Annotated in this window: 7 protein-coding genes; all 7 read left to right on the top strand. The window is 67.1% G+C overall.

The genetic code is table 11. The features are described 5' to 3' along the window. On the top strand, nt 1-934 hold a 934-nt coding region (locus QOH60_RS17880), incomplete at its 5' end, for a thiolase family protein (protein WP_526422788.1). Further along, entirely contained in the window at nt 931-1,371 is a 441-nt protein-coding gene (locus QOH60_RS17875; RefSeq protein ID WP_526422786.1) for a Zn-ribbon domain-containing OB-fold protein, read from the top strand. The genes QOH60_RS17880 and QOH60_RS17875, both read left to right, overlap by 4 nt. Further along, complete coding sequence (locus QOH60_RS17870) at nt 1,368-2,663, top strand: aromatic ring-hydroxylating oxygenase subunit alpha (protein WP_526422784.1); 1,296 nt, start codon at nt 1,368-1,370, stop codon at nt 2,661-2,663. The genes QOH60_RS17875 and QOH60_RS17870 overlap by 4 nt, the downstream gene beginning before the upstream one ends. Beyond that, nucleotides 2,660-3,190 (top strand): aromatic-ring-hydroxylating dioxygenase subunit beta, encoded by a 531-nt coding sequence (locus QOH60_RS17865; RefSeq protein WP_526422782.1) that lies wholly within the window; start codon nt 2,660-2,662, stop codon nt 3,188-3,190. Before QOH60_RS17870 ends, QOH60_RS17865 begins: the two co-directional genes overlap by 4 nt. 13 nt (nt 3,191-3,203) lie before the next feature. Further along, on the top strand, nt 3,204-4,811 hold the full coding sequence (locus QOH60_RS17860) for a class I adenylate-forming enzyme family protein (RefSeq protein WP_526422780.1): 1,608 nt from the start codon (nt 3,204-3,206) through the stop codon (nt 4,809-4,811). After that, nucleotides 4,808-5,590, top strand: coding sequence for an enoyl-CoA hydratase/isomerase family protein (locus QOH60_RS17855; protein WP_526422778.1), 783 nt, complete (start codon nt 4,808-4,810; stop codon nt 5,588-5,590). Before QOH60_RS17860 ends, QOH60_RS17855 begins: the two co-directional genes overlap by 4 nt. 9 nt (nt 5,591-5,599) lie before the next feature. Then, on the top strand, nt 5,600-6,183 hold a 584-nt coding region (locus tag QOH60_RS17850), incomplete at its 3' end, for an aldehyde dehydrogenase family protein (protein ID WP_526422776.1).

Below are 6,183 nucleotides of genomic sequence, written 5' to 3'. Positions count from 1 at the left end.
CCTGCGCCTTTTGGAGCACGTCGAGATCAAGGGCGCCACGACCATCGCGATGATTCAGCGCGCACGCCACGCCATCACCACGGGTGAGGCGACCACCGTCATGTGTGTATTCGCCGACGCGCCGCTGGTAGCAGACCGGGGTGCCGGGTCGACGTATGCGCAGAGCGGCGGCACCGCCGGAGTGCGCGGACTGGAGCGGGCCTCCGGGCTGCTCGGGTCGGTGCCGACGTACGCGCTGTTGGCGCAGCGGTGGCTGCACGTCACCGGCACAAGCACCGACGCATTGCGCGCGGTCGCCACCACGGCACGGGGTTGGGCCCGTGGCAATCCCGATGCGGTGAATCGCGAACCGCTCGACGACGCCGGATACGACGCCAGTCCGATGGTCGCCCAACCGCTGCGGCTACTCGACTGCGCGCGACCTGTGAACGGGGCCGTCGCCGTCGTGCTGACCGGTTCGGGGTCGGTCGGCACCACCCGCCTTCGGGTGCGCGGCACCGGCCGGGAGCATCCGGTGCGGCGCCGTCGCGCGGGAGCCGAATCGTGGTTCGGGGGCGGTGGCCGCGCGGTGGACGACGCGCTCGCGCAGGCCGGCATGACCCGCTCGGACCTGCACGTTGCCGAACTCTACGACCCGTTCTCGATCGTGACTCTGGCATTGCTCGACGAATACCGGCTCACCGGCGATGTTCCCGCGGGCACCTTCGTGGGCGACGGCGGGATCGGCCGCGGCGGCACACTGCCGACCAACACCGGCGGTGGCCAGCTCTCCGGTTTCTACCTGCAGGGCATGACGCCGTTGGCCGAGGCGGTGATTCAGCTGCGCGGTACCGGCGGGGAGCGACAGGTCCCCGACGCCACCGTCGCTCTCGTCGGCGGTATCGGAGGCCGGCTGGACCACCATGCGGCGCTGGTGCTGGAGCGAGCCGCATGACCGCCACCACACTCGACGACTGGTTGCTGGATCCGGCATTGGCACCCGATCCCGACCATGACGCGTTGGCGCCGCTGTACCAGGCGGCCCAGCGGAACGAACTCGCGCTGTCGTTCTGCGCGGAATGCGCGCAACCGCTCGAGCTCGACCAGGAAGTGTGCGACCGCTGCGGCGGCACCGAACACGACTGGCGCACTGTCGAACTGGACGGGACTGTACACTCCGCGACCCTGATGCACCGACGCGAACCCGGGTTGGTGCACGCCCCACTCCCCTACCCCATCGTCGACGTGGAATTGAGCAGCGGGCACCGCATCGTGATGACGACGGCGCAACCCTCGCAGACGGCACCCACGATCGGCACTGCGGTGCGCATCGCATTCCGCCGCCTCGGCGACGTCGCGATCCCAGCCATAGACATCCTGGAGGACCGGTGACGACGCTCGAATCATCCGCTGCCATTGACGAATTCGATGTCAGCAGCGTCATCCGGAGCGACCGCGTGCACGGGTCGGTCTACACGTCGGATGACATCTTCCGCCGCGAGATGGACACCATCTTCAAGACCGGCTGGGTCTATGTCGCGCACGAGAGCGAAGTCAGCGAGCCCGGCGACTACCTCACCCGGATGATCGGCCATGATCCCGTCGTCGTCGTGCGCGGCAAGGACGGCGTGGTGCGCGTGGTGCTCAACCGTTGCACCCACCGCGCCAACAAGCTGTGCAACGCCGAGAAGGGCAATGCGAACTCGTTCCGGTGCCCGTACCACGGCTGGACCTTCAACAACACCGGTGCGCTGCAGGGTGTCCCGATGCGGGAAGGCTACGGCGAGGCGTTCAATCAGGTGCGCGCGGAGCTGGGCCTGGCGCAAGCGCCGCGGGTCGACAGCTACGGCGGCTTCGTCTTCGCCTCACTTGCGGCCGAAGGCATTTCGCTGTCCGAGCATCTCGGCAACGCGATACACGCCATCGACCGTTTGCTCAACCTCTCCCCCACCCGCGAGATCGACCTGCGGGCCAACTGGATGAAGCACCTGCATCACGCCAACTGGAAGATGGTGGTGGAGAACAACGTAGACGGCTACCACGCGCTGTTCACGCACGCCTCCGTATATGACGCGATCAAGCCGGCGAAGGTGTCACACGTGCCCACCAAGGTCGACGTGCTGGTGCGCGACCTGCGCAACGGTCATTCAGAGATCGACTACAGCGACGAATACCGCAAGCTCGACGAGGAATTCGTCTGGTACGGCCGGATTCCGCGGGCGAAGCTGGCCGAATACGTCGACGCGCTGGAGAGTGCCTACGGTCCCGACCAGGCGCACGACGCACTGGTCGTGGGTCCGCCGCACACGCTGATCTGGCCCAACCTGTTCCTCGCCGAGATGAACGTCATGTTCGTCGAACCGCAGGCCCCCGACCGCACCATCGCCTACACCACCGCCGTGTTGATCCCGGGTCAGGACGCGTTGAACGAACGCACGCTGCGGCGGTCCGAGGGAGCGATGGGCCCGGCGGGGTTCCTGATCGCCGACGACGGCGAGATCGGCATGCGCAACCAGGCCGGGCTGGCAGCCGAGCTTCCGGAGTGGCTGGTGCTCGCGCGCGGCGTCGAACACGACATCTCCGATGAGACCGGAATCATCAACCGGGACAAGAGCGCCGAGACGCCACAGCGCGGTTTCTACTCGCAGTGGGCCGCTGTCGTCGGCGGAAAGGCGGGAGCATGACCGTCAACGCTCAGTCAGAACAGCCGACGCCCATGACCCGCCCTTCGCTGCGGCCGCTGCCGGACGCCGAGATCCTGTCGTTCCTGTATCTCGAAGCGCGCCTGGCTGACGAAGGCCGCTACTCAGAGTGGGAGGCGCTGTGGGCCGATGACGACGACACCGTCGAGTACCGCGTCCCCATGCACCCCGACGACGACCCGCGCACCACGCTGGCCTACATCAACGACAACCGGCGGCGGATCAAGAGCCGCGTCGCTCAGCTCAACACGGGCAACCGGCACTCCCAGACGCCGCCATCGGTCATGCGCCGCGTCGTCTCGAACAGCGAGGTGGTCGACGAGAACGCCGACACCGTCACAGTCGAATCCAATTTCGCATTGTTCGAATACCGCATCCGCCAACGCTTCTGGGCCGGCCGGGTGAGCCATACGATCCGCCGTTCCCCCGACGGGCCGCGACTGGTCCGCAAGATCGTGCACCTGATCGACGCAGGCGGTCCGGTCGAGACGTTGGCGTTCCTGATATGAGGGCGGTGATCTGATGCTCATCGGAGACATCGCCACCAACAACGCGCGCCGCTACCCGGACAAGCCCGCGCTCGTCGATGCCGACCGGATGCACACCTGGGCCGAGGTCGACAGGCAGGCCCGGCGGCTGGCGAGTTTCCTCGCCGGCCGGGGGCTGGAGCCTGGGGACCGGGTGATGGTGATCGCACGTAACTGCATCGAATGGCCGGAGATCTCGTTCGGTCTGGCCAAGGCCGGCCTGATCGCCGTGCCGGTGAACATCCGGCTGGCCCCCGACGAAGTGGCGCACGTCCGCGACGACTCCGGTGCCCGCGCAGTGATCGTCCACGCCGACCATCTGGACAAGTTCCTCGGCGAATTCACAGACCTTGCACTGGTATTGGGCATAGATGCCCGCGCGACGCTCGGTGCCAGCGAGTCGGTCACCGATTACGAGACCGCGTTGGCGCAGGCACAACCCAGTGTGCCGCGCCGCGAGATCACCCCCGACGACGTCGCGGTGATCCTGTACACCAGCGGCACCACCGGACGCGCCAAAGGGGTGATGCACACCCACCGCGGCCTGCTCTACCAGGCGGCCGACACCAACTTGGTGACCGAGGCCAACCGGTCGGACATCATGTTGGCGACTACCCCGTTCTTCACCGCAGGCGGCATGGTGCGCACGGTGTCGTGGCTCTACCTCGGTCAGACGATGGTGATCCACCAGTGCTTCGATCCGCAGGCCGTGATCGACGAGATCGAACGCAGCGCGATCACCTTCACCACGTTCATCCCGACGATGCTGCACCGAACGCTGGCGATCCTCGAAAATGGCCCCCCGCGGGACATGTCGAGCCTGCGGAGGATCTCCTACGGCTCGGCGCCCGTGCCGCCGGGGCTGGCGCGCAAGGCCATGGAGATGCTCGGCTGCGATCTGCAGCAGCGGTACGGGCTCACCGAATGCGGTGGGCAGGCAACCATTCTCACGCCGCAGGACCACCGTGACATCGTCGCGGGCAGGACGTCGATCGGTACGTCCTGCGGGCAGGAGACCCCGATGTGTGCGATCCGCATCGTTATGAACGATGGGAGCGAGGCCCCGGTCGGAGAGATCGGCGAAATTGCCATCGCCAGCCCCGCCAACGCAATCGGCTATTGGAACCGGCCCGAGCAAACGGCGGAGACGTTCCGACCCGACGGGTTGCGCACCGGCGACCTGGGCTACCTGGACGACGACAACTACCTTCACATCACGGGCCGCAAGACCGACCTCATCATCTCGGGCGGCTTCAACGTCTACCCCGCCGAGATCGAGCGGGTCATCGCGCAGCATCCCGGGGTCGACATGGTCGCAGTAGTCGGCGTGCCCGATCAGGAGTGGGGCGAGACGCCAGTCGCGGTGGTCATCCCCAAATCCCATTTTCACGATCAGACCGCACTGACCGATGAACTGAGCACGTTGTGCCGCGCCGAGCTGGCCGGTTACAAGCAGCCGCGCCGGTTCGCGTTCTGGCGCGAGTTCCCGCTCGGCCCCGCAGGCAAGATCCTCAAACGCGAGATAGCTAACCAGGTTAACCAGGTGAGAGACGCGGATGCGAAGATGCCGGTAGGCACCGGATCGACAGAGGAGCGCCCGTGACCGACAAGACCGACCTGAGCACCATCGAGTTCCACGTCACCGACCACGTCGCCACCGTGGCGCTCAACCGCCCCGACAAATTGAACAGCTTCACCAAGCAGATGGCCGGCGACCTCGCCACGGCCTGGGCAAGGGTCCGCGACGACGACGACATCCGCGTCGCGGTGCTGTGCGCCAACGGAGAACGGGCGTTCTGCACCGGCATCGACGTCGCCGAGGGCACATGGTGGAAGCACCAGCCGATTTTCAATCAGGAGGACCCCGGCGCCTGCCTTGGTCCCAAGGGTCACAAGGTGTGGAAGCCGGTGATCGCCGCTCTGCACGGCATCGTCGCGGGCGGTGCGATGTACTTCGTCAACGAGTGCGACTTCGCGATCTGCAGCGAGACCGCCACCTTTTTCGACCCGCACGCCAACGCGGGGATCGTCTCGGCGCTGGAGCCGATGGGCATGCTGGCGCTCGGCGTGCCGTACGGGGAGGTAATGCGCTGGGCACTGCTGGGCAGCGAGGAGCGGATGACCGCGCAGACCGCGCTGCGGATCGGGATCGTCACCGAAATCGTCCCGGATGACCAACTACGTTCCCGGGCAGCCGAATTGGCGGCCGAGATCGCGTCCCGACGGCCGAACGGTGTCCAGGGCACCGTCCGCGCGATGTGGGAGGCCCGCGATCTGCCGCCCACCCTCGCGGCCCGCCACGGCATGTCCTACACACATCTCGGCAATGCCGGAGCCACCCCGGACTCCCTTAACAACAAGAAGCGGCCGCGCACTCGATGAGGACCACCCATGACTGACACCACGATTACGAACAGCGCGACGGAGCAGTTGGTTGAATTCGAGCTGCTGATCGGGGGCGTTTCGGAGGCCGCCGCCTCCGGAGCCACCTACGACAGCGTTGACCCGTTCACCGGTCGGCCGTGGGCACGCGTGCCCGACGGCGGGGCCGACGACGTGGACCGTGCTGTCGCCGCGGCCCGCACCGCGCTGGACGGCCAGTGGGGGGCACTGACCCCGACCGCGCGCGGCAAACTGTTGTGGCGCCTCGGCGAGCTCATCGCGCGCGAGGCGGAGCGGCTGGCCGAGCTCGAGGTGCGGGACGGCGGAAAGCTGGTCCGCGAGATGGTCGGCCAGATGCGGGCGTTGCCGGACTACTACTTCTATTACGCCGGGCTGGCCGACAAACTGCAGGGCGAGGTCGTCCCGGTCGACAAGCCGAACTTCTTCGTCTACACCCGCCACGAGCCGGTCGGCGTCGTCGGCGCCATCACCCCGTGGAACTCGCCGCTACTGCTGCTGACGTGGAAGCTCGCCGCCGGGCTTGCCGCGGGCTGCACGTTCGTGGTCAAGCCCAGCGATCACACGCCGACGTC

The sequence above is a fragment of the Mycobacterium sp. genome, assembly GCF_032159765.1.
Classification (GTDB): Bacteria; Actinomycetota; Actinomycetes; order Mycobacteriales; family Mycobacteriaceae; genus Mycobacterium.
Note: the sequence above shows the minus strand (reverse complement) of the source record. Positions and strands in the feature narration are given on the sequence as shown.